This window comes from Flavobacterium sp. UBA6195 (genome assembly GCF_002422095.1).
Taxonomy (GTDB): Bacteria; Bacteroidota; Bacteroidia; order Flavobacteriales; family Flavobacteriaceae; genus Flavobacterium.
Genome location: NZ_DITB01000040.1, coordinates 1 through 22,698 on the forward strand (window position 1 = coordinate 1; position 22,698 = coordinate 22,698).

The window sequence follows — 22,698 nt, forward strand, 5'->3', positions numbered from 1 at the left end:
CCAATTTAGTTTGAAGACGTACACCATACACTTGTCTGTTTTGTCCTTGATGGAACATTGTACAAACTGGTCCTAGGTCGTTGCTACAAGTTACTTGTACTTGACATGGTGATGGAGCGTCTACCCATCCTACTTCAAGTGCTAAGTTTTTGCTCTCTGTTTTTTGAGAAGCAAAAGCTCCAAAAATTGCTAATGCGAAAACAGCAATTGGTAAACCGAATTTTAAAAATCTAGTTCTCATAATGTAAAAATTTATAGTTGTGATCTACTCTGTTACAGGTTTTCGATCTTTCCCTGATACTGGCCACGTATTTTTTGAATTTTCAAATTGAAAATAGTTTGATTTAAGTTTGCGTACTACTAAGTAGCTGTTTGTAATTCCAATTATTAGGTTATTGTAAATTTTGAATGATTTGATTTCTTCGTTGTTATGATGATAGAAGTAAAAGCTAAATTCATAAGTATTGTTTTCTATGTTGTATACATCTATTATACTGGCTTGTTTTGCTATTACTTCAGATTCGTATTTCCCAAGTCTGTTGGATTTTATGAAAATATATTTTCCTGCAGTTGTGGCATATTTATTTATCGTGATAGGTTGTTGTGCTAATTTTTTTTCTGTATAACCTTTTGTATATGCAAATTCCAAAGGAGATTGACTTAGTGTGTCGATTGTTTTTACTCTTTTTATTAAGTTTAATTTATTATCGGTTATTATGGTTTGGTTTCGATAATAGTAACTATATATTATGAAATTAAATTGTTCATTATACAATAACATGCCGTCAGTGTCAAAAACTCCGTCGACTTTCTTTTGTAAAATATTTGTTGAGGTATTATTTTCTTTACCAATTATTTGAAGTTCGTGCTCTGAAGTTTTAGCGTTATTTTGTCGGACAATAAAAACATCTTGCTTAATAGGTTCCAAAAGAGAGAATTTTGCATCTGGTTTTTCTTTTGTTGTAGTTTCCCATGTTGAAAGATTTCCTTTGAATATAATAGGAATTGAACCATCCACAAGATAGAAGTGAGGTGCTTTAATTTTTAATTGAACAGCACTGAAAAGATATTTTTTTGAATCTTTCATTTTTATTCTTCTGACTATTTTATCTTCAAGTGTTGTGTCAATCTCTACTATATGAAGTGGGGCAGTAGTATTTCCAAGAATTATTTTTCCTTCATTAAAACCCGCAATATAATATGAATTGTATCCTAAAGGAATTGCTTTACTATCTGAAATTGGATGATGGGGATATCTTCTTATAAAAGCATTATTTCTATGCATTTCATTTTCTGATAGGTTGTATAGAATTACAACAGATACAATACTAAAAACACTTATACTAGTTAGCTTAATTAATTGTTCTTTTAAAGTAAATTTTAGATGTGTATCGAGAATAATACCTATACCTCCAATTACAACAAATGTAAAATTAAAAAAGAGATGTTCATTCCAATTCATCTGTGATATAATTCCACCACATGAACAGGGAATGAAATCACTAAAGTTCAATATGATGATTATATATGATGAAAACATAATCATTAATCCGAAAGCTAAAAATAAACCTATGTATCTGATTTTAGGTATTAGTAATATCAATGAAATGATAATTTCTGCTGCAGGTATTAAAACAGCAACCCAATTAGCATATGCACTTAAAAGCGGTGATTGCCCCAGTTGAACTAGAAAAGTTTCAAAATCAATTATTTTACTGATAGCAGTATATGTGAATAAAAAAATATACAGATAGCTTATAAAGATAATGATGTTAGATTTCAGTTTATTTTTCATGGTTGCTTTTTTTGTGTTGTAAAGTTTTGAAAAATAAACTATTAGCTATTATCACATCGGGATTTTGACTGGTTAAAAAAGTAGAAGAGGTATTAGAAATCTCTTTTAAGCGCACTTGGCGGGTAGTTATATTTTTTTTTGAATGCTTTTGAAAAGTTGTTATAATCATTAAATCCACAGATGAAAGCTATTTCTTTTATAGGAATTTCTGTTTTTTGAATAAGGTATGTAGCCCTTTTTAGACGTTCATCGGTGTAAAATTTATAAATACTTGTATTAAATTTATTTCTAAAATCTTCTTTTAGTTTGAAATCGTTAGTCCCAAATTTCTTGGCTAATTCCTTAATTGATGGTAGTGGTTCTTCGAGGTTATTTAGAATGTAATCGTAAACGTTTTGGACAATTGATACATTTTCGGTTTTCTTTAGAGTGTTTATTGGGATTCTGTATGTGTAGTCTTGGAGGTCGGTTGTTATACCTGAAACAATTATTTTGTCACAGTTTATAAGTGATGAAACATTGAAATAAGAAGGATAAATTTGATTGTTTTTATCTAATAAATTTAATAGAACTACTGTATTAATATTGTTTGTATTTGTTTTTTCAAACTTGATTACTTCCCAATCCTTTGCCGACTTTTGTGTCATAATTCTGGAGATAGGTTTTTTTAAAAGGTCCTCAGGATTGTAACTAAGAGTCGTTAAAACACTTGGAGAGTAGCTTAAAATGATTAAATTTTCATCTAAAATAAAAGTGTGCTGTACTAAATTTTGATACGTAAATTGAGGAATAACATGTCCGACTTTTAGAATAGTTTCTTTGATGTTACTTGCGATTTGATTCAGCTTAAGAGCGATTTGATCAATTTCATCTTCTTCATCTAAATTAGCAATTTGAAACTGAAGATTTCCAGAAGCCATTTCAAATAGCATTTGGTATATTTTTCTAATTCGTTCTTGCTTATTTTGTTCTGACATGATGTGTTTTTCTGCAACAAAACTATATAAGCTTTTAAAAGGAATCAAATAGTTTAGTATTCAATTCTTGAATTGAATACTAAACATATTGGAATGTTATTGAATGAATTAGGAGCTTTTTAATTTTAATTTATTCGAAAATTTATCTTTTAAAATTTTCATATCTTCACTTACTTTTCTGTCCAATACTTTTGCATAATGTTGAGTGGTTCTCAAATTTTTATGACCAAGCATTTTGCTGACACTTTCTATAGGAACTCCATTAGTAAGTGTTACCGTAGTAGCGAATGTATGTCGGGCAATATGAAAAGTTAGCTCTTTATCAATTTCACAAATATCTGCTAGTTCTTTGAGATATGCATTCATTTTTTGATTTGATAAAATAGGTATGAGTCGATTTTCGTTGATACATAATGGATGATTTTCGTATTTGTCGATTATCATTTGAGTAATTGGGAGTATTGGAATTTTGGATGCTGATTCTGTCTTTTGTCTGTGAGTTGAAATCCATTTTTCACCATCTATGCCAATTACAATATTAGATTTTGTTAAATTGAAGACATCAATGTACGCAAGTCCAGTGAAACATGAGAATATAAACATATCGCGAACTAACTCTAATCGTTTTATTTTAAATTCTTTATTAAGCAAAGATTCAATTTCATCTTCTGATAAATAAGTTCTTTCAATTTCTTTTACTTTACCTTTATAATTTAAGAAAGGGTCTTTTTCAATCCAACCATTTACATAACACTGCTTAACTATTTTGCCAAAGTTTCTAATGTATTTTATGGTTGAATTATTATTGCAGTTTTTAGTGTTTCTCAAGTAGAAATCAAAATCGTTGATGAAAGCAATATCTACTTGTTTTATAGAAATATCATTAAGGTTATATTGATATTTTAAAAAATCTTTAGTGTGGCTTAACGCTGTTTCATACTTCTTATAAGTGTTTATTGCGAATTCTTTTCCAATTAGTTCTTTCATTCGTTTGTTATGGTCTTCAAAAATAACCATTAGTTTACGCTGTCTTTCCTCAACTCCTAAGAATTTATTTTTGAATGTTTGAGCATTAATTTCCAAGTTATTGTTTACCATCCATTTTTCAGTTTCATAGACTTTGTTTCTGAGAATATCAAGATAACTATTTATTAGTCTGGTCTCTTCTGAACTGCCTTTTATTTTACCTGCAGAAGGTAACCATTTTGATTTTTCACTGTATTTGCCTGTTGTGATTTCTAATCTTTCACCATTAATAGTGATTCTTAAATAAATAGGTACTAAGCCATTTTTTAGGGCTCTAGAGCTCTTAGCATGAAATAGGATTGAAATTTTGTTTGACATGATGTGGTGACTTTGATGTTTACTAAAATTATGTTTTGATTTAGAAACATACAAGATGTTCATTTTTTGAACTACCTTTATTCATAGGCTTTATGGAAGAAATAGGGGACATTTTTTTACATTTTATTTTGTCCCCGAATTTGCACCCTAATGCTTTATGATTTAATGCTATTTTTTGATAGTATGTAAAACGAAAAAGCCCATAAATCCTAAGATTTATGGGCTTTTAGTTTACTTTGAAAAGTAATAAGTGGAGTCGCCGAGAATCGAACTCGGGTCCAAACAAGCAATCAAATAGCTTTCTACACGCTTAGTTTCATTTTAGGTTTTCGACAAAGAGCAAGGCTAGAAACTGCCACTCTTTGCTTAGCTCTGTCAGTGTCAGAACGGATTTAAAGCATTACCGTTCCTAGGTCTACTTTTACGGTTCCCCTTAACCAACCGCCATAAACCAAGGCTTTTGAGGAGAATCTAGCTTTCCTACCTGGTAGGAACTAGGCAAATCTTACTATAATTCAGATTAAGCAGCTAAAGCGTAATTATTTTCGCCGTTTATAAGTTCGTACATTTGGATTTACGAGCTAAACATACAACGCTCGACGTGCTTACTAATCAATTCCACTCGCTGTCAAAACCAGTCGACCCCAATTTCTGAGTATTCAGTTGCAGTTTTTAGTTTGCAGACCTTTACTATTAATCAAAAAGTGAGCCAAAAATACTACCATTTTTTCAATTAAAAAAGAGTTTGTATAAAGTCTAGTAAAATGTTATATTTGTAACATTAATACAACAATTGGTTACAATATAAAATAATATGAAATTCGGAATCATTAAAGAACGAAAAAATCCACCTGATAGAAGAGTTGTTTTTACTCCTGAAGAGTTGGTTCGATTACAATCTGCTCATCCTGAAGCTCAAATAAAAGTAGAAAGTTCGGATATTCGAATTTTTTCTGATGAACAATATAGTAATTTAGGACTTAATGTCACTACTGAAATGACCGATTGTGATGTGCTTTTTGGCGTTAAAGAAGTGCCTATTGATGCTTTAATACCAAATAAAAAGTATTTTTTCTTTTCGCATACAATAAAAAAACAGCCTTACAACCGAAAATTATTACAAGCTATTTTAGACAAAAACATCGAATTGTATGACCATGAAACAATTGTAGATGCTACGAATCATCGATTAATTGGATTTGGTCGTTATGCTGGTTTAGTTGGCGCTTATAACGGTTTCAGAGGATTTGGAATCAAATATGATTTGTTTACTTTGCCAAAAGCCGAAACCTTAAGTGGTAAAGAAGATTTAATTGCTCGTTTAAAACGTCAAATCCTCCCAAACATCAAGATTGTACTTACTGGTCATGGAAAAGTAGGAATGGGAGCAAAAGAAATTTTAGACGGAATTAAAATCAAACAGGTAAGCGTTGACGACTTTTTGAATAAAAAATACACGGAACCTGTATATACACAAATTGACGTTTTAGATTACAACAAACGCAAAGATGGTCAGGTTTTAGATAATAACGATTTCTATAAAAATCCACAAGATTACGTTTCTCATTTCGAACGTTTTACCAAAGTTGCCGATATGTTTATTGCAGGTCACTTCCACGGAAATGGTTCGCCTGATATTTTAACTCGTGATATGCTTCGTGCCGCTGATAATAAAATTCAAGTAGTGGCCGATATTTCATGTGATGTAGATGGTCCTGTAGCTTGTACCCTAAAAGCATCTACTATTGCAGAGCCTTTCTTTGGCTATTTGCCTAGTGAACATAAAGAAGTGCCTTATACACATCCTGCTTCAATAATGGTAATGTCAGTTGATAATTTACCTTGTGAATTGCCAAAAGACGCTAGTGAAGGTTTTGGCGAAATGTTTATGAAACACGTTATTCCTGCTTTTTTTAATGGTGATAAAGACGGAATTTTACAAAGAGCAAAAATTACCGAAAACGGACAATTAACAGAACGATTTAAGTATTTACAAGATTATGTAGAAGAAAAGCAAGACGTTCTTCTAGCCAAATAAATTTAAGCCCGATTTTACATCGGGTTTTTTATTGAAGCGAAAACGTTTTCGTTAATAAAAATATTCAGTTTGTTTTTAAACGAAAGATGAATAACACTATATTTAACAAATATAAATTGAATTTATTCAAACTTTAATCAAACAACAAAAAACAAACTAAATTATGCAAGTAAATCAAGTTAAGACGAATTGGGCACAATTCATACCACTAGTAACAGTCTTCTTTTTTTGGGGATTTGTTGCTGCAAGTAACGATATATTAATTCCAGTTTTTAAAGAAGCTTTTGATTTAACTCAAGGACAAAGTCAATTAGTTTCTGTTGCTTTTTATGTAGCTTATACAGTAGGGTCAATTATTTATATGATAATTTCCTATATTACAAAAGGTGATGTGATTAATCGAATTGGTTACAAAAATTCATTAGCATTAGGTTTAATAATTTCGGCATTAGGAACATTGTTATTTTATCCTGCTGCAAATTCAGGTTCATTTCCTTTAATGTTATCTGGTTTGTTTACAGTAGGTTTAGGTTTTTCACTTCAACAAACAGTTGCAAATCCATTAGCTATTGCATTAGGTCCAATTAATACAGGTTCTCAACGTTTAACCTTGGCTGGAGGTATTAATAATTTAGGAACAACAATTGGCCCATTGATTGTAAGTTTTGCCATTTTTGGTTCGGCTTCTTCAGGTGCTACAAATTTAGATATTGAGAGTGTTAAAATTCCTTATTTAATATTAGGTGTTGCCTTTTTATTAGTTGCTATTTTTCTTAAGTTTTCTTCATTACCAGATAAACCAGAAGCTGTTGTTGAATCTGATGATTCTATTTCTAATGATAGAGGTCACGCTTTAAAATATCCGCAATTAATTTTAGGAATGATTGCCATATTTGTTTATGTAGGAGTGGAAGTATCTACAGCAAGTAATTTGCCAGCATACATGGAAAAAGATTTAGGTTTTCTAACGAAAGATATTGCGCCATATATTTCATTGTACTGGGCTAGTTTAATGATTGGAAGATGGACGGGAGCAGTAGAAGCTTTTACTGATAAAATGGATTTACAGAAAATATTACGATTCATTGCGCCTTATTTAGCTTTTGGAGTATTTTTATTAGTTAATGCTATTGCTAAACATGATTTAACGCCTTTTTATGTTTATGCTTTAATTATTTTAGTACTTATTGGTGCTGATATGGCTAGTAAAGGAAATCCAGCACGAATGCTGTTGATTTTCTCAGGTTTGGGAATTCTAGCTCTATTAATTGGTATGGCAACCACTGGAATGACTAGCGTTTATGCTTTTACTTCAGTAGGTTTATTTTGTAGTACTTTGTGGCCGTGTATTTTTACTTTAGCGGTTAGTGGATTAGGTAAAAATACAAGTCAAGGAAGCAGTTTCTTAATTATGATGATAATGGGTGGCGGTATTGTGAGTTGGTTACAAGGAGTTGTAGCAGATGAAACTACTATTCATGCGAGTTATATTGTTGGAGTACTTTGTTTTGCTTATTTAGCATTCTATGCTTGGAAAGTAAAAGGAATATTAAAAGATCAAGGTATTAGTTTTGAAAGTAAAATTTCAGGCGGACATTAATATTTAAATGCTAAAAGTAAAACCTCCGATTGAAAATTCTCAGTCGGAGGTTTTTTTTATTATTATTTATTCCACTCAATTTTTCTAGAGAAATACATTACAGCTGCTAGTATTAAGAATAATCCAATACTTCCAACTAATAGCGCATAATCTTCTAACTGAATAATCACATAAATAAAAGTATATAAAACACTCAACGAAGCTCCAATAAACATTGGGAACTTTTTATCTTTTAAAATCGAAATCGAATAGAGCGAAATCATAACGATAACGGAAGCTCCAGCTATCAAATAAGCAAATGAAAACGAACTGTGTTCGGTTATTGAAATCAATAATGTGTAGAACATAATTAGTGCAATTCCAATCATCGAATATTGAAAAATATGAATGTTAATTTTACTGATTGATTGAATCAAAAAGAAAATTAAAAACGTTAATCCAATAACTAAAAAGCCATATTTAGAAGCGCGTTCGCTTTGTTGGTATTCGTCAACTGGCGTAATAAAATCTACCGCAAAAGCATATTTACCTAATTCGGGTAAAACTTCAAAATAATTTTGTGCAAACGGACGATTGAAATGTAATATTTTCCAATTCGCTTCAAAACCCTTATCGGTAATTTCTCTTGAAATAGGTGAGAAGTTTCCGTTAAAATTTGGCGAATTCCAATTTGAAGTCATTTTAGCATCCGTAGTTTTTCCAATCGGAACCATTTTTACTTGCTTGCTTCCGTTAAACGAAATGGTGAAGTTGAATTTCGTATCGTTTTGAAGACTTTGGAAATCAAAATAGTTCGTTTCCAAACTTTCAATACTATCGTTTGTCCCGCTCGCAACAGATTCAAAAGCCAAATTTTGTTTCCCAATTTTCATTTTTACTTCGTCTTTCAGACTTTTCAAATTGGTAGTTCGAATCAAAATCTTAGCGCGATTCCAATAAATGTTTTCAGCAGGAATTCCTTTTGAAGCAAAATTTGGATTCGTATAATTACCATCAAACTGCATTTTGGTCGTAAATACATTCGATTTGTAAATGCTTCTTTCCAAAGGTTTCACCATCGTAACTTCGGTTTTATTATTTAATGTTTCTGGAAAGAAATACGCGTAATTGTTGGCTCCCGACATTGGGTCTTTGTAAGGAACTTTCAAAATCGGTCCATAAAAATAAACCGAATTTCCCCATTTGGCAGTGGTTTCGGTAATGACTTCTTTTTGGCGTTGGCTTCTCTCTACAATTAATTCTTGTACTAAAGCTAGTGGAATGATTAATACTAAAGTTAGAATCCCAACCATGATCATTTTAGCGGTTGTGGTTTGAAAGAACGGTACTTTTGGTTCTTGTTGCATTTGTGTTTCCATGATGTTTGATTTATTGTTGATTAAAAAGGTTGATTTGAAAGAACTGTATATAGTATTACTATAAAATAGAAGAATGATATTGGTACATTTATTAATAAAATCAAGATTTGCTTTATGATATTTAATCTTTCTACAGGTAGAACAAAGCAATCATAAATTAATTTTATTAACATTAGACCATTTGCTACTAATGCAATTACTACGTAGATAATTCCAATTTTAATAAGATTGTCTGATTCTTTGAATGGAAAGTATAGTACAAACAATAAAGAACCAATTCCAAACGATACAATTGCCATTTGGGTTGACAACGGCAATTTTAAAAAATCTTTTTCCATGTGGTTGTGAGTTTTGTTTTTGTTTCTGATGATAGGTTTTTGATAATTTCCATTCCAATAAAGAATAAAATTCCGATAGTCATACTGATGTTGATGAGTTTATTCATGTTATTTGATATTAAAGGTTTGTTGAATGTTTGTAATGGGAATTGTAAGCATATTCAAAAAATCCAATCCGTAGAATTCATGTGCTTGTTTTCCTCTTAAATATTGTTGTTTGAAATACGATAATCGAGTAGGATAGAAGAGCGTTCCAGTGATGATAACCATGAGTAAATACAAACTACGTTTACCGTTTCCGTACAAATAATATTGCATGCCTATTTCGTCAACAACAGAAATTCCGGTATTGGTTAACACATGAATAATATCGTGGTCTTCTAGCTTGGGTTGGATTTCAAAGTTGTATTTCAATAAAAAGCAACCCAAATGAAATCCCAAGCTATCACTAGGAAGTTGTATCAACTGATTGACATTGATATCCCAAGCCTTTCCTTTTTTAAAGAATCTTTGATAAGGTTTCTTACTGATTTCGTACATTTTTTCGATGAATAAATCTCTCATAATTAGTTATTAAAAGTACTTTGAATTTCAAAGTGAATAGATAAAAAAATAGCGTTAACTTTTCTTGATTAATTTTTCAAGGGCTTCAATATGAGCCGTGAACGCATCACGACCTTCTTTGGTTGCACTGTATTTAGTATTGGGTTTTTTACCAATAAACTGTTTCTCAATTTGTATGTAATTTTCGGCTTCTAAAGCTTTAGTATGTGATGCTAAATTTCCATCGGTTACGCCTAAAAGTTCCTTCAACATATTAAAATCCGCACTTTCATTGACCATCAATATCGACATAATCCCCAAACGAATTCGGTGATCAAAGGCTTTGTTGATATTTTGGATGATGTTGAGCATGATTTAGTTTAAAAGTATAGAGTTTAAAGGTTAGTTGATTACTTTCTCTCGTATTTAAAAAACATTAAACTCCCGTATAAAATGTGGCAACCGCCAAAACCTAATGCCCAGAACAACAATCCGTATCCTAAGAACCAAGTCGATAATAATCCTAAAGCAATCATCGTAATTCCTAAATAGCGAACATCGCCAATCGTATATTTACTAGCATTTACACACGCTAATCCATAGAATATTAGGGTTAGGGGAGCGATTAGACCAAACATGTTTTTTTCGATTAAAAAGATAATGAAAAATCCACCCGTTGCTAATGGAATCATAAAGTTGATAACTAATCTTCTTGAGGCGGTATTCCAAACATTTTCGTTACTTTTACTAGCTTTACGAATACTTAATCCGATTCCTGTTACTATAGATAAAACTAAAACAGCTGTTGCAATTACTAACAAACGAATCACTGCATCTTCCGAAATTACTAAATCGCTATAGGCTCCCATTGTTGAAGTATCAAAGTAAATCGTTTTGTAAGCCAACCATGCACCAACTAAAGCATAAACGCCTGCTAAAATTCCAGATAAACCACTCAAGGAGATAAAACGTGACGATTTGTTCATCAAATTTTTGATTTCGCTTATGTCATTTAGATATTTTTCGTTTTCCATTTTAAAGTACTTTGAATTACAAAGTAAATAATAAATAATTTCTTGACCAAACATTTTTTGAGTTATTTTAATAAATTACATTTAAAGAAATAAAAAAAGCCACGAATCATCAAAGAACGTGGCTTAGTATTATTTATATTTTGTATTAGATTCTGAAGATACCTCCAATAGATACAATTCTTTGTAAGAACCAAAAGTGTTGTTCCGCTGAATCAGCAGTGCTTCTAGTAGTTCTTATATCATTCATGTCGATATATCCACCTTTTAATTCGGTTTGGATAAAGAAATGTTTGTAGAATGTAAAGTTAAGTCCAACTTTAGCTGATACACCATATCCCGCAACATGAAATTCGTCATAGCGGTCTTTTCCTAACAATTTTGTATTAGTTTTAGGATAAAGAAGTCCTGCACCAACACCTTCTGTTACGTTAATTTGAAATTTATCAGTATTTGGTAGTTGCAATAATGAAGAAATATCATCAACTCTTGAAATCTCAGTATTTACATAATTTAAACCATCAGTATGTTCGAAAGTTAAAAAATCTTCATCTAATGTAAGTTGTCCTCCACTAGGATTTTCGTTGTAAGAACCAGCGTTAGGATAATATCCAGTATAGTTTACTCTTCTGTCATTATACATTACATATTTCATATGGTCAACTCCAATAGAGATATTGTAATGGTTCGAAATAAAGTATCCAATTCTTAAATTAGTTTGAGGAATGGTCATTCTTGCTGGGTTGAAATAATCGAAGTGCCATCCTTTTGGTTTGTCGTGAGCCCCCACATTGTGAATTGTAAAGTCATAATCAGCTCCTTTAAAACGAATGTCTGATCTTGAATAAGACTCTCTATTACCTCCCCAAAAGATGTAGAATTTACCTTTATTATTGCTCGTGTATTTTTCAGGATTTTCTACTGTTTCTTGCGAAAAGGTGTACTGTGAAAAAACACAAAAAGTTAGTACAGCCATTAAAAATGGATGTTTCATTTGAAGTTATAAAAAATTAAAATTGATTAACGATTTTTCGGATAGCTACTAATTTTGTCATTAAGCCTTCAAAGTAATCCAAGTGTAACATATTAGCGCCATCACTTTTAGCGTTTGCAGGATCAAAATGAGTTTCAATGAAAATTCCATCAACACCAACTGCAATTCCTGCTTTAGCAATGGTTTCAATCATATCAGGGCGACCTCCTGTAACACCAGTTGTTTGATTGGGTTGCTGAAGTGAGTGGGTTACATCTAATACAGTTGAAGCATATTGTTGCATAGTTGGAATTCCTCTAAAATCTACAATCATGTCTTGGTAACCAAACATTGTTCCTCTGTCGGTAACCATTACATTTTGATTGTGACTATCCAATACTTTTTGAACAGCATGTTTCATGCTTTCTGGACTCATGAATTGTCCTTTCTTTAAGTTTACTGTTTTACCTGTATTGGCAGCAGCTACTACTAAATCTGTTTGACGTACTAAGAAAGCTGGTATTTGTAAAACATCAACATATTCAGCCGCCATTGCTGCATCTTCGTTGGTATGAATATCAGTAACGGTTGGTACTCCAAATTCTCTTGAAACTTTTTGAAGAATTTTTAATGCTTTTTCATCGCCTATTCCGGTAAAACTATCTACTCTTGATCGGTTAGCCTTTTTAAAAGAACCTTTAAAAACGTATGGAATTTGTAATTTATCAGTAACAGAAACTATTCTTTCTGCAATACGTAAAGCCATTTCTTCACCTTCTATAGCACAAGGTCCAGCTAATAAAAAGAAGTTACCACTTTCAGTATGTTTTATTTGAGGAATGTTTGTTAAATTCATTTTGTGTTGATTTTGAAGATGCAAAGATAAAAATAAAAACCTTTTCTTCTGCTAAAGAAAAGGTTACAAATGTTACAGATAATGAAAATGTTTTTATTTATCAATTTCTTGTATTTGTTTTATTGCAAAACCTTTAGGACATAGTATTTTACCTTTTTCATAGATATTAAAGTATAATAGGATAGTTTTTGAACTTCCTTCAAAAGAAACTTCATAAATACCAATAGTTCCTGCACCCATTAAACTGTTTTTTGAAGGAAATGGACAGCAAGTGTCTATTTTTTTGTACACTATTTTTTCTCCATTAGGTCCACTTAATCCATTAAAAAAATATTGTATGTTTATATCTTCTTGTTTTTCATGAATAAAACCAATGTTTATCGGATAATCTTTATCATAACCGTATTTTGTATCAGTTGCATATTCTGTAATGGCATACGCTTTATTTTTTATGGCTGGACGTATTGCGGTTTTGTCGATATTTTTTAATGTAGATTCAGTACTTACGCAACTGCTAAGTAGTGCTAAGGAGCATAGTGATAGTAAAATTTTCATTATCAAACAGATTTAGTTCTAATTAAGTAAGCAACAATCGCGCCAATTACAACACCTGAAGAAATGCCACCTGATATACTTTGCCAAATATAAGATGTAAGGTTAAAATAATTTTCGGCTTGTTCTTGCGTCATTCTTTGATTTTCTACCGATAATTTAATGAGTTTTTCAAAATACAATGGCGAAATAATTTCATGTGTTATAAATTGTGCTAATGGTGAAAAAACAGCCACAATAAATGAAATTATTATTGCAGAGATAAAACCTTGTCGCCAATTCATATTATTTTGATAATAATTTTTCTTTTTGTCTAAAAGTGCTAATAGATAAATCAAAAATGAAGGGATAAAAAATAGCAAGGTAAAAGCCATTTGCCATTTAATTTTTTCGTTATGAAACCCTAATTGTTTTTCTAAAGTCATCCAAGCTAAGAAAAGGATGTTAGCAATAATTGCCCATTTGAATTCAATTGAAAATTTTTTCATTATAATGGATTTTATTTAATAGTTCAAATTTAGTATAAATTGCTTTAAAAGTTATAAATCCCAATTTGAATTTCTATTTTTGTGCAAAATTGAATTGCGATGAACTATATTTTTGGAACTTGGCATTGGGCCATTTCAGGTTTTTTGATTGGATTAACCATGTTAATTTTAACTTATTTTGGTAAATCGTTTGGAATGTCTTCTAATTTGCGCACCATGTGTTCTATGGCAGGAGCTGGAAAGTTTAGCGATTTTTTTAAATTGGATTGGCGCGAACAAAAATGGAGCTTAGCTGTTGTTTTAGGTGCTTTTGTGGGTGGATTTATCGCTTTTTACTTTTTATCAGATGGAAGTGGTGTTAATATAAATCCAGAAACTATTGCGCAATTGCAAACACTTGAAATTGATGCTCCAAATGGTAAATTAATGCCTGATGCTATTTTTAGCGTTGCAACATTACAATCTCCAAAAGGATTTGCAATTTTATTGCTTGGAGGTTTACTAATTGGTTTCGGAACGCGATATGCGGGTGGTTGTACATCAGGTCATGCTATATCGGGGTTAAGCAATTTACAATTACCATCATTAGTAGCTGTTATTGGTTTCTTTATTGGAGGATTAGCTATGGCACATTATATTTTACCTCTAATCTTTAAAACGGCTTAATTATGAAATTAGCAAGATTTTTTCTTACCGGAATATTCTTCGGAATTGTTTTAACCAAAGCAGAAGCAGTTTCTTGGTATCGCATTTATGAAATGTTTTATTTTCAATCGTTTCATATGTATGGAATTATTGGAACAGCATTATTTACAGGTATTGTAGGATTACAAATTATAAAGAAATATAAAGTAAAAGATTATAACGGTTTGCCAATTAATATAATTGAAAAAGAACGTGGTTTTTGGCGTTACATTATTGGGGGGACTTTATTTGGATTAGGATGGGCTCTTGTAGGATGTTGTCCTGGACCAATATTTATACTTTTAGGTACAGGAACTTACGCTATTGCTGTAGTTTTAATAGGAGCTCTTTTAGGAACCTATATTTATGGTTTGATAAAAGACAAATTACCTCATTAAAGTTAAGTTAAAGTAAGTGATTTTGTAGTGTGTTGGTTGTATATTTTGTAAATTTGTGTCATTAAAAATAATGAGTTATGCAAACAACAATTCCTATACAAAATTTAAAATGTGGCGGTTGCGCTAATACAATTTCCAAAGGAATTTCATCTATCGAAACGATACAAAATGTTGCTGTAAATGTTGAAGAAAGTTCGGTAACATTTGATTATGGAACGGATGAAAAGTTACAGGAAGTTAAAGAAAAATTAAAATCATTAGGATATCCCGAAGATGGAGAAGCCAATAGTTTAATGGAAAAAGCGAAGTCTTATGTAAGTTGCGCTATTGGAAAAATGAGTTCATAAAAAGTCCCGATTTAATCGGGACTTTTTTTATATCAATTCAGCACTTAAACCTGCATCTAATAGAGCAGAGCATTGTGGTTTTAATTCTTCCAGAGAACCTGTTTTAACCGTACATTTTCCTTTGTAATGAACTAAAATTGCACATTGTTCTGCTTGTAAATCATCATGATTGCATACTCGAACTAAAGTGTCAATTACATGATCAAATGTATTTACATCGTCATTATGTAATACAATTTCATGATTCAAACCAATAGCTTCTTCAACTAAAATTTCTTCTTTGATTTTTTCTATTGTACTCATTTTCTTTTTCTTATCGGTTGCGTAACAAATTTATAATATTAATTATAAAATCCAAAATTCTATTTTTTAAATTTTAAAGCTACCCAATTGTTGCGTTCAAATTGCTTAACATAAGTTAAACCTTTAGAGGTACAACTTTCCGAAATCACAGGAATATCTTCAGTATAGAATCCACTTAAGAATAAAATTCCGTTTTCGTTTAAACAAGCTACATATTGTTGCATATCGTTTAATAAAATATTACGGTTGATGTTAGCAATAATCACATCATATTTTTTACCCACTAATAAAGAAGCATCTCCTTCGTAAACCGAAATATGTTTGCAATTATTACGCTCTGCATTTTCAATTGAGTTTAAGTAACACCAATTGTCAATATCAATAGCGTCAATAGGTTGTGCGCCTTTCATCTCAGCTAAAATGGCTAAAATGGCAGTTCCACATCCCATATCTAAGGTTTTCTTTCCTACTAAATCCGTTTCTAACAAATGTTGAATCATCATGTGAGTGGTTTCATGATGACCTGTTCCAAAACTCATTTTAGGTTCAATTACGATGTCAAATTCAGCATTTGTTTTTTCATGAAATGGTGCTCTTACGTGACATTTTCCGTCTACATCAATGGGCTCGAAGTTTTTCTCCCATTCTTCATTCCAATTTACTTGCTCAATTTCTTCAAAAGTATATTCGATTTTAAATTCTGGATTATCTAAAATTTGAATATCTTCTAATATATTTGTATCCCATAGATCCTTTTGAACAAAGGCCGAAATTCCAGTTTCAGTTTCGATGAAGCTTTCAAATGCTTTTTCACCTAATTCTGCGATTAAAATTTCACTACCTAATTCTAATGGTTCTATGGTAAAATGATATCCAATGTATATATTTGACATAACGTTAATTTTTTGCAAAGGTAATATTTACTTAACATACTTAACCTTGTTTTAATGTTAAGTTTGCGCAAAATAAACAACAACATAACAAATGAAAAAATTAGTAACCTTTTTATTGCTTGTAATCAGCTTTATTGCTGTTGCTCAAGATGTAAAAGTAACCACAAAAGACAACGATTTAAAGTTGGCTGCACTTCCATATTATAGCTATGGAAAAGGATTAGGAATAACATCGCCAGATAGTTTATTTCAATTAAATATTCGTTTTAGAATGCAAAATCGTGTAACTTACATTCAAAATGAAGATGAGGATGCTGCTTATTCGGGAGAAATTAGGCGTTTGCGTTTGCGTTTTGATGGTTATGTAGGTAATCCACACTTTTTATATGTAATTCAACTTTCTTTCGCACCAGGTGATGTGGGTGAAATTCAAGATGGTGAAAACATCAATATCATTCGAGATGCAGCTGTTTTTTATCGCCCTAACAAACATTGGAGTTTTCTTTTTGGGCAAACCAAATTACCAGGAAATCGTCAACGTGTCAATTCATCAGGAGCTTTACAGTTAACCGATAGAAGTATTAACAATGCTCGTTTTACTATAGACCGTGATTTTGGTTTTCAGGCTTATTACTTGAATGAGAACAAAGATAAATTCTCTTACAATGTAAAAACAGCAGTAACTACTGGTGAAGGAAGAAACTGGACAAAATCTGCCGATGACGGAGTGGCTTTGACTGGAAAATTAGAATTAATGCCTTTTGGTTCGTTTAAAAAAGATGGAACCAATTTTGAAGGTGATGTGGCTCGTGAAGAACAGCCAAGATTATTATTGTCAGGAGCTTTTCATCAAAATAATTTAGCTAGAAGAACACAAGGGCAACTTGGAAATGATTTATTCGAACAAAAAACTATGAAATCGATTTTGTTAGATGCGATGTTGAAATATAACGGTTGGGCTTTTATGTCGAGTTATATGTCAAGAACTGCAAAAGATCCAATCGCTTTTAATCCAGATGATATTACGGAATTTAATTATGTTCCTGTGGGAAGCGGAATGGATTATCAATTGAGTTATGTTTTCCCAACGAACTACGAAATCATTGGTCGTTTTTCTACACAAAATATGCATGATGATATCAAAGCATTAACACCTGATTCGAAACAATATTCATTAGGTGTCACCAAATATTTATGGGAACATGCTTTCAAGTTACAAGGAGAAGTTACTTTGAGTGATTTGAATTATTTCGATGGTACAAACAAACAAAATTGGTACGTTCGTTTTCAATTAGAAATCGGAATCTAATTTTTAAAATACATAATTTAAAAACCACATTTCAATAATTGATTTGTGGTTTTTTGTTTTCTGAATTTCGGAATTCTAATTTCGGAATTCTAATTTCTAAATTCTAATTTTTAAAATGCTTACCTTTGCGCTTTATTTATTTTTATTTATGTTACACATAGGACAGTTCAATACGTTAAAAATTCTTAGAGATACAAAAGTTGGTTTGTTTTTAGGAAGCGAAGACACACAAGAAGATGATGTTTTATTGCCAAATAAATACGTTCCAAAAGAATTTACTATTGGCGATGATTTAACCGTATTTGTGTATTTAGATTACGAAGAACGCCCTGTTGCAACTACGTTAAAACCTTATATTAAGTTGAACGAATTTGCGCATTTGAAAGTAAATTACATCAACAAATTTGGAGCTTTTTTAGATTGGGGATTGGAGAAAGATTTGTTTGTTCCGTTTAAAGAACAAGCACGCCCAATGGAAGAAGGCAAACGTTACTTGGTTTACATGACTATGGATGAAAAAACTAATCGTTTGGTAGCTTCGAGTAAAACCAATCAGTTTTTGAGTAATGAAAATTTAGATTTACAACGCAACGAAGAAGTAGATATTTTAATTTCTCACATTACTGAAGGCGGAATCAATTGCATCATCAATCAAAAACACAAAGGTTTAGCGTATAAAAATGAAGTGTATGATGATGTAAAACCCGGAATGAAAACCAAAGGGTATATCAAAAACATTCGTCCTGATGGTAAAATTGATGTCATGCTACGTAAAGTAGGAGTAGAGGCAATCGAACCTTCTTCGCAAATAATTTTAGACGAATTAAAAGCCAATCGTGGTTTCTTACGATTAACGGATAATTCCCATCCTGAAGATATTAAAACGGTATTGAAAATGAGTAAAAAGAATTTCAAAAAAGCCGTTGGAAATTTATACAAACAAAAACTTATCGAAATCAAAGAAGACGGGATTTATTTGGTTTAGTATGGCAACAAAAAACAAAATATATCTTTTACTTAGTATTGTTGTTTTAGTAATGATTTTCGTTGCTATTTTCCAAAATTTTGAAACCATTCATTTTATCGGTTTTGAAACCGAAATTATCTGGATTCCGATTTGGATTGCAGTAGTAATTTTACCTCTTTTAAACTTATATGAAATTGCAGTAAATACTGAGGGTTATAACAAGTATTATTGGTTCGCGCTTGTAATCAATTTAATTTCTATTTTCTTTATTTTGAGATATTTTGAAATAGAGTTGCTTTCCTAAACTTTTCCTAAATTAGTATTTTGTATTCTTTTTATTATTACATTTGTATATACAAATATTAATTTATGAATCGCAAGAATTTCATAACTTTACTTTCAGGAGGAATCGCTATGGCAAGTATACAACCGTTCTACGATTGGACAAAAGGATTAGGAGAAGAAGAGGAGAAGATGCCCGTTTTATTCATCGGACATGGTTCGCCTATGAATGCTATTGAAGATAATGCGTTTTCACAACGTTGGCAACAAATGGGGAAGGAAATTCCGACACCAAAAGCAGTGGTAGTCGTTTCAGCGCACTGGTTAACAAAAGGTACAATGGTTACGGCAATGTCAAATCCAAAAACGATTCACGATTTTGGAGGCTTTCCGCAAGCGTTATTTGATGTGCAATACCCAGCACCTGGAAGTCCTGAATTGGCGACTGAAATTCAAAAATTGATTACCAATCCTGCGGTGGAATTAGACCACGATTGGGGATTGGATCACGGAACTTGGTCGGTAGTAAAACACATGTATCCTGATGCGGATATTCCGGTTTTGCAATTGAGTATTGATTATTACAAACCTGCGGCTTATCATTATGAATTAGCAAAACAATTATTAGCACTTCGTAAAAAAGGCGTTTTAATTATCGGAAGCGGGAATATGGTACACAATTTACGAATGGTAGCTTGGGATAAACTTAGCGAACCTGAGTATGGATTTGATTGGGCTTTAGAAATGAATGATATTTTTAAAAATAAAATTTCAAACGGCTTTCATAAAGAGTTAATTCAATATGAAAAATTACATAAAGCTGCAACGTTAGCTATACCAACACCCGACCATTATTATCCATTGTTATACATTTTAGCACTTCAAACAGATAATGATAAAGTAGAATTCTTTAATGATAAAGCGGTTGGAGGTTCGTTAACGATGACTTCTGTGAAAATAGGCTAATTATTCGCCTTCTTCTGCATTAAATTTAAACGGATAATCGCCAAATTTTGGAGCTAAACGTTTTGTTTGATAGGTTTTACGAGTAAACTTATTCGATAACGCAATAATGGTAACTGAATCTTTGTGAAGTGTAACCATTGATGAAGTATTTCCATGCCACCAACCGTTGTGAAAGAAGTATTTTTGACCCGTTTCAAATTCTAACATTCGAATCCCTAAGCCGTAGTTTTTGGTGCCTTTTCTTTCGTAGCTGTAGCCTTTGTACATTTCCTCTTTCATTTTAGCGCTCAAGAATTTGTCGGAATATAAGGCCAAATCAAATTTCAGTAAATCGCGTGGAGTAGAATAGATATTTTTATCACCATATACTTGATCCAAAAACTCAAAAGCCAAACGTAAATAGTTGTTTTTGTAAGATTGACTCACTTCGTCTTTCTTGTTTAAATCATCAAAAACGAAAGTATTTTTCATATCCAAAGGATCAAAAATCATTTCTTGAAGTACTTTTGGATACGTTTTGTTGGTTACTTTTTCGATGATTAAAGCTAATAAAGCATAATTCGTATTGCAATAACCAAAACGTGTTCCTGGTTTTGATTCTAATCCAATATCTTTGGTAGCTAAAAGTGTTAAAACATCTTGATTGGTTAATGTTTTCTTTTTATCCCAAACACCTTTATCATCTGTAAAATAAGCATAATTTCTCAAACCACTTCGATGACTTAATAACATTCTAACTGTAGTTTCTTCGTGCGGAAATTCAGGTAAAATTGATTTTACTGTAGCGTCTAATTCTAGTTTTTTTTGATCGACTAATTTCAAAACTGTTACTGCTGTAATAATTTTACTTACCGATGCGATGTGTAAAGGAGTACTTTCTTTAATCGAATCGCCTTTTTCTTTGTAGGCATAGCCACTATAATTTTCATATAGGATTTCTCCATTTTTAGCTACTAAAAACGACCCGCTAAAATCTTTTGAATTAAATTTTTTATCATAGAAAGCTTCTACTTCATTTCCCATTCGTTTTTTATAGATGGTAGTTAGAGGAGTAAAGTTTACAGCGTATTCAGAAACATTACCTTCTTTATCTTTCAAGGTAGATTCTTTGTTTTCGTCGGGTTTATTTTGGCAATTAAAAAGTAATAGGCTTAAACCTACAAGTACTATTTTATTCAACATAAGGCGTATTCTTAAACGTAATATTTGGATTTAGGCGTTGCAATGTAGCAATAAATTCTTCTTGTTTTTCAGGTGAAATGTAAATATCATCATATTTATTATAGGTAATAATTAAACCAATATGACTCAATGCTGGTTTCCAAATAGTTGGTACGTAAATTCCTTTGTGATATTCAATTTTAGAAATTTTAGTAATATCAATTTTTCCATAAAACGGACCCGATTTCCAATGTAAATCCGAGTTTTCAATTCTATAGTATGTACTTGTAAAGAGCCATAAAAAAAATAAAATAATCAAGAAATGCATCGTAAATAATACAACTAATGGCTCGTACGAGTCTTCAAAAAGAGCAGGAATTGTTAAGAGTAATAAAAATAAGATTACTCCAACATAAATGTATTTGTTTAATTTACTTACTGCCGATTTGAAAATCATTACGATAATATTTTGAAAATCATAAAATTAATGAAAATGATGAAATGCTTGAAAATTACTTTAGATGTTAGATATGAAATATTCTAATTATCTACTTTTGGACTTGCAATATAATGCAAAAAATGAATTATTTTTACAGAAAATTACATTTAATAAAATTGACTTAAATATTTGAAAAAATGAGCAAAATAGAATGGAAAACCGTTAGAGAATTTGAAGATATTACGTATAAAAAATGCAATGGTGTTGCCCGAATCGCTTTCAATCGTCCTGATGTTAGAAATGCTTTTCGTCCGAAAACTACTGCCGAATTAATTCAGGCATTTTATGACGCACAAGAAGATACCTCAATTGGAGTTGTATTATTGTCTGCAGAAGGTCCAAGTTCTAAAGATGGCATTTGGAGTTTTTGTAGTGGTGGCGACCAAAAAGCGCGTGGACACCAAGGTTACGTAGGAGAGGATGGTTACCACAGATTAAACATTTTGGAAGTACAACGTATGATTCGTTTTATGCCAAAAGCGGTAATTTGTGTCGTTCCAGGATGGGCTGTTGGTGGCGGACATTCACTTCACGTAGTTTGTGATTTGACTTTAGCGAGTAAAGAACACGCGATTTTCAAACAGACTGATGCTGACGTAACGAGTTTCGATGGAGGCTACGGTTCGGCTTACTTAGCTAAAATGGTGGGACAAAAGAAAGCCAGAGAAATTTTCTTCTTAGGTAGAAATTACTCGGCTCAAGAAGCTTTCGAAATGGGAATGGTAAATGCAGTTATTCCTCATGCGGAGTTAGAAGTTACGGCTTATGAGTGGGCACAAGAAATCTTAGCAAAATCTCCAACCTCAATCAAAATGCTAAAATTTGCCATGAATTTAACAGATGATGGAATGGTAGGCCAACAAGTTTTTGCTGGTGAAGCGACTCGTTTAGCTTACATGACAGACGAAGCCAAAGAAGGAAGAGATGCGTTCTTAGAAAAACGTAAACCAAATTTTGAAAAGAAATATTTGCCATAACTAAGAGAATAGAATAAAG

General features: G+C 31.6%; 28 protein-coding genes and 1 other RNA gene. 10 read left to right on the forward strand and 19 right to left on the reverse strand.

Annotation, left to right across the window (positions count from 1 at the left end; all coding sequences use genetic code 11):
- The 5 genes from B4I81_RS03195 to ssrA form a co-directional block, all read right to left on the reverse strand.
- Positions 1-241 (reverse strand): DUF6520 family protein (locus B4I81_RS03195; RefSeq protein ID WP_291107415.1); only part of this gene is annotated, 241 nt, incomplete at its 3' end.
- Positions 242-265: 24 nt separating this feature from the next.
- Entirely contained in the window at positions 266-1,795 is a 1,530-nt protein-coding gene (locus tag B4I81_RS03200; protein WP_291107418.1) for a MauE/DoxX family redox-associated membrane protein, read from the reverse strand.
- 92 nt (positions 1,796-1,887) lie between these two features.
- The gene (locus B4I81_RS03205; protein WP_291107422.1) at positions 1,888-2,820 is read right to left on the reverse strand and encodes a helix-turn-helix domain-containing protein; all 933 of its coding nucleotides are present in this window, start codon (positions 2,818-2,820) and stop codon (positions 1,888-1,890) included.
- 60 nt (positions 2,821-2,880) lie between these two features.
- Positions 2,881-4,116, reverse strand: coding sequence for a site-specific integrase (locus tag B4I81_RS03210; protein WP_291107425.1), 1,236 nt, complete (start codon positions 4,114-4,116; stop codon positions 2,881-2,883).
- Positions 4,117-4,364: 248 nt separating this feature from the next.
- Positions 4,365-4,762, reverse strand: a transfer-messenger RNA (tmRNA) gene (ssrA, locus tag B4I81_RS03215).
- Positions 4,763-4,930: 168 nt separating this feature from the next.
- Between ssrA and B4I81_RS03220 the strand changes: the two genes are divergently transcribed.
- On the forward strand, positions 4,931-6,154 hold the full coding sequence (locus B4I81_RS03220) for an NAD(P)-dependent oxidoreductase (RefSeq protein ID WP_291107428.1): 1,224 nt from the start codon (positions 4,931-4,933) through the stop codon (positions 6,152-6,154).
- A gap of 163 nt (positions 6,155-6,317) precedes the next feature.
- On the forward strand, positions 6,318-7,754 hold the full coding sequence (locus B4I81_RS03225; RefSeq protein ID WP_291107429.1) for an MFS transporter: 1,437 nt from the start codon (positions 6,318-6,320) through the stop codon (positions 7,752-7,754).
- A gap of 62 nt (positions 7,755-7,816) precedes the next feature.
- Here the strand turns inward: B4I81_RS03225 and creD are convergent, their stop codons facing one another.
- The 10 genes from creD to B4I81_RS03275 all read right to left on the reverse strand — a co-directional run bounded on the left by creD (position 7,817) and on the right by B4I81_RS03275 (position 13,893).
- Entirely contained in the window at positions 7,817-9,112 is a 1,296-nt protein-coding gene (gene creD, locus B4I81_RS03230) for a cell envelope integrity protein CreD (protein WP_291107432.1), read from the reverse strand.
- Positions 9,113-9,132: 20 nt separating this feature from the next.
- The gene (locus B4I81_RS03235; protein ID WP_291107435.1) at positions 9,133-9,450 is read right to left on the reverse strand and encodes a hypothetical protein; all 318 of its coding nucleotides are present in this window, start codon (positions 9,448-9,450) and stop codon (positions 9,133-9,135) included.
- A complete protein-coding gene (locus B4I81_RS03240; RefSeq protein ID WP_291107438.1) occupies positions 9,432-9,557 on the reverse strand; it encodes a hypothetical protein in 126 nt (41 codons plus the stop codon). Before B4I81_RS03240 ends, B4I81_RS03235 begins: the two co-directional genes overlap by 19 nt.
- Position 9,558: 1 nt before the next feature.
- Positions 9,559-10,014: a hypothetical protein gene (locus tag B4I81_RS03245; protein WP_291107440.1), complete on the reverse strand. Its 456-nt coding sequence runs from the start codon at positions 10,012-10,014 to the stop codon at positions 9,559-9,561.
- A gap of 54 nt (positions 10,015-10,068) precedes the next feature.
- Complete coding sequence (locus tag B4I81_RS03250) at positions 10,069-10,365, reverse strand: winged helix-turn-helix domain-containing protein (protein ID WP_026726800.1); 297 nt, start codon at positions 10,363-10,365, stop codon at positions 10,069-10,071.
- A 38-nt stretch (positions 10,366-10,403) separates the two neighbouring features.
- Positions 10,404-11,027 (reverse strand): hypothetical protein, encoded by a 624-nt coding sequence (locus B4I81_RS03255; protein WP_291107445.1) that lies wholly within the window; start codon positions 11,025-11,027, stop codon positions 10,404-10,406.
- A 145-nt stretch (positions 11,028-11,172) separates the two neighbouring features.
- On the reverse strand, positions 11,173-12,018 hold the full coding sequence (locus B4I81_RS03260) for a hypothetical protein (protein WP_291107448.1): 846 nt from the start codon (positions 12,016-12,018) through the stop codon (positions 11,173-11,175).
- Positions 12,019-12,034: 16 nt separating this feature from the next.
- Positions 12,035-12,853, reverse strand: a complete 819-nt coding sequence (gene kdsA, locus B4I81_RS03265) for a 3-deoxy-8-phosphooctulonate synthase (RefSeq protein ID WP_291107451.1) — start codon at positions 12,851-12,853, stop codon at positions 12,035-12,037.
- Positions 12,854-12,946: 93 nt separating this feature from the next.
- Complete coding sequence (locus B4I81_RS03270) at positions 12,947-13,408, reverse strand: 2-dehydro-3-deoxyphosphooctonate aldolase (RefSeq protein WP_291107453.1); 462 nt, start codon at positions 13,406-13,408, stop codon at positions 12,947-12,949.
- A gap of 2 nt (positions 13,409-13,410) precedes the next feature.
- Positions 13,411-13,893, reverse strand: a complete 483-nt coding sequence (locus tag B4I81_RS03275; protein WP_291107456.1) for a DUF4199 domain-containing protein — start codon at positions 13,891-13,893, stop codon at positions 13,411-13,413.
- Positions 13,894-13,992: 99 nt separating this feature from the next.
- Here B4I81_RS03275 and B4I81_RS03280 point away from each other — a divergent pair, with 99 nt between their 5' ends.
- The 3 genes from B4I81_RS03280 (at position 13,993) to B4I81_RS03290 (ending at position 15,322) form a co-directional block, all read left to right on the forward strand.
- Positions 13,993-14,559, forward strand: a complete 567-nt coding sequence (locus tag B4I81_RS03280) for a YeeE/YedE family protein (protein WP_291107459.1) — start codon at positions 13,993-13,995, stop codon at positions 14,557-14,559.
- A 2-nt stretch (positions 14,560-14,561) separates the two neighbouring features.
- Positions 14,562-14,975 carry a DUF6691 family protein gene (locus tag B4I81_RS03285; protein WP_291107462.1) on the forward strand — a complete coding sequence of 138 codons (414 nt, stop codon included), beginning with the start codon at positions 14,562-14,564 and terminating at the stop codon, positions 14,973-14,975.
- A 77-nt stretch (positions 14,976-15,052) separates the two neighbouring features.
- A complete protein-coding gene (locus tag B4I81_RS03290; protein WP_291107465.1) occupies positions 15,053-15,322 on the forward strand; it encodes a heavy-metal-associated domain-containing protein in 270 nt (89 codons plus the stop codon).
- A 27-nt stretch (positions 15,323-15,349) separates the two neighbouring features.
- Here the strand turns inward: B4I81_RS03290 and B4I81_RS03295 are convergent, their stop codons facing one another.
- Both B4I81_RS03295 and prmA read right to left on the reverse strand, forming a co-directional pair.
- Entirely contained in the window at positions 15,350-15,625 is a 276-nt protein-coding gene (locus tag B4I81_RS03295; RefSeq protein ID WP_291107468.1) for an ATP-dependent Clp protease adaptor ClpS, read from the reverse strand.
- A 59-nt stretch (positions 15,626-15,684) separates the two neighbouring features.
- Positions 15,685-16,518, reverse strand: a complete 834-nt coding sequence (gene prmA / locus B4I81_RS03300) for a 50S ribosomal protein L11 methyltransferase (protein WP_291107471.1) — start codon at positions 16,516-16,518, stop codon at positions 15,685-15,687.
- Between the two features lie 91 nt (positions 16,519-16,609).
- On the opposite strand from prmA, the gene B4I81_RS03305 reads away from it, so the two are divergent.
- From B4I81_RS03305 to ygiD, 4 genes are all read left to right on the forward strand, one after another.
- Positions 16,610-17,827 (forward strand): porin, encoded by a 1,218-nt coding sequence (locus B4I81_RS03305; RefSeq protein ID WP_291107474.1) that lies wholly within the window; start codon positions 16,610-16,612, stop codon positions 17,825-17,827.
- Between the two features lie 148 nt (positions 17,828-17,975).
- Entirely contained in the window at positions 17,976-18,812 is an 837-nt protein-coding gene (locus B4I81_RS03310; protein WP_291107477.1) for a CvfB family protein, read from the forward strand.
- A gap of 1 nt (position 18,813) precedes the next feature.
- Complete coding sequence (locus B4I81_RS03315) at positions 18,814-19,098, forward strand: hypothetical protein (RefSeq protein WP_291107480.1); 285 nt, start codon at positions 18,814-18,816, stop codon at positions 19,096-19,098.
- A 65-nt stretch (positions 19,099-19,163) separates the two neighbouring features.
- On the forward strand, positions 19,164-20,042 hold the full coding sequence (gene ygiD / locus B4I81_RS03320; protein WP_291107482.1) for a 4,5-DOPA dioxygenase extradiol: 879 nt from the start codon (positions 19,164-19,166) through the stop codon (positions 20,040-20,042).
- Here the strand turns inward: ygiD and B4I81_RS03325 are convergent, their stop codons facing one another.
- Positions 20,043-21,224, reverse strand: a complete 1,182-nt coding sequence (locus B4I81_RS03325) for a serine hydrolase domain-containing protein (protein WP_291107485.1) — start codon at positions 21,222-21,224, stop codon at positions 20,043-20,045.
- Positions 21,214-21,660 carry a PH domain-containing protein gene (locus B4I81_RS03330; protein ID WP_250581370.1) on the reverse strand — a complete coding sequence of 149 codons (447 nt, stop codon included), beginning with the start codon at positions 21,658-21,660 and terminating at the stop codon, positions 21,214-21,216. The genes B4I81_RS03325 and B4I81_RS03330 overlap by 11 nt, the downstream gene beginning before the upstream one ends.
- A 179-nt stretch (positions 21,661-21,839) precedes the next feature.
- Here B4I81_RS03330 and B4I81_RS03335 point away from each other — a divergent pair, with 179 nt between their 5' ends.
- A complete protein-coding gene (locus tag B4I81_RS03335) occupies positions 21,840-22,679 on the forward strand; it encodes a 1,4-dihydroxy-2-naphthoyl-CoA synthase (protein WP_291107492.1) in 840 nt (279 codons plus the stop codon).
- Positions 22,680-22,698 lie beyond the last annotated feature (19 nt).